Here is a 1,320-nt window from a genome sequence, read left to right as displayed (position 1 = left end):
TTTTACTTGACCACTTCACTCATAACCATTGTTACAGTGTTAGGCTCGCCTCTTGAGTTTGGAGTTTAGGTTGTTGTTTTTCTAGATGCTCAATTGCCAAAGACACGTGACGGTCTTGTTTCATCAACTCTGCTAATGCCGATTGTCTTAATTTATCACTGAGTTCAATACCATCTTCATATGATCTCACGCGCTCATTTATTTCCGCTTCGTTGACGTAGACGTGAGATTCATCTTTATGGCGGCTGAGAGCCACATAAGCCTCTCGTTGCGCCATTCTGCCAGAATAGAGAGTAAACGTATTTCCATCAACAGTAGTACCTTGTGAACTGAAAACAGTTAATGCGTACGCATGGCATAAATTGACACCAATCTCGTCACTGTAGTCTGATGCTAAAAATGAAATTATTTGTTCATTATCAAGCATCACTGACAACCGTACATCGCCATCTAATTGAGTTATCGAGGATATAGTTCCTAATGTGCCGTTAGATACCTGTAATTGCCTGTATTCATTGCGGCAAACTTGACTCTATCGCCAACGGAATAGTCATAATCAAAGCGTTTATCTGCAATACTACAAGTTAGCTTTACGTTCTCAGAACCAACCTTACCGTCTTTGATGTAGATCTCTCGAATTGCTTTACTCAGTTTTTTGACGTCTGTCCATTCACGTGCAATGACTAACGATTGTTTTTCTGGGTATGCCTTTTGATAGTGATTCCAATCTTTACTGAGCGTTTGTCTCGAAGAACAATGTCTACATTTCTTGTTGGCCGATGGATTATTTCTAGTCGTTGTGTATCGATAACTTTAAATTTCGGTTTCCTAACTCAAGTCAGCGACTGCGCCGTTGCATTCGTTCACGTCATTGCTCTTCTTTTTGCGCAGCAACTAGCTCACTTATTCATCCTTATTGTATCCATAAAAAAAGCCCCTAAAATTAGGAGCTTATCTTGATCTAATCAACACTGATTCAGCTAATGGCTATTCAGCGTGTTACTGACAAACTGTTATTCAATGTTCTGGATCTGTTTATGGAGTGGTTTTATTATTTTGTTTTCAAACAGTGGGTTATGGATTTTTGGTTTTTTTTCTTTAATTTTACTACCCAATCCACTCCCCACTTGGTATGAGGTTAAAGAGGAAAGATCGTCTTTATAGTCGTTATTACCACAACTACAAATATTGACTCTAAGAGGATATTTTAGCTCCACAAAGTTTAATCTTACGCATGATTAAAGTGCTAGCTTTACTCTGTTATAAAACAATCTCTTAGGAGGTCTCTTTCGCCTTTTGGTACTCCAAGTTTTTGTGCAA

Annotated in this window: 1 protein-coding gene; it reads right to left on the bottom strand. The window is 38.5% G+C overall.

What is annotated here, in order from left to right; all coding sequences use genetic code 11:
* Positions 1 to 31 precede the first annotated feature (31 nt).
* Positions 32 to 427 carry a hypothetical protein gene (locus BCT49_RS26030; RefSeq protein WP_241908002.1) on the bottom strand — a complete coding sequence of 132 codons (396 nt, stop codon included), beginning with the start codon at positions 425 to 427 and terminating at the stop codon, positions 32 to 34.
* Between the last annotated feature and the right edge of the window lie 893 nt (positions 428 to 1,320).

This window comes from Vibrio lentus (assembly GCF_002875945.1).
GTDB lineage: Bacteria > Pseudomonadota > Gammaproteobacteria > Enterobacterales > Vibrionaceae > Vibrio > Vibrio apostichopi.
Note: the sequence above shows the minus strand (reverse complement) of the source record. Positions and strands in the feature narration are given on the sequence as shown.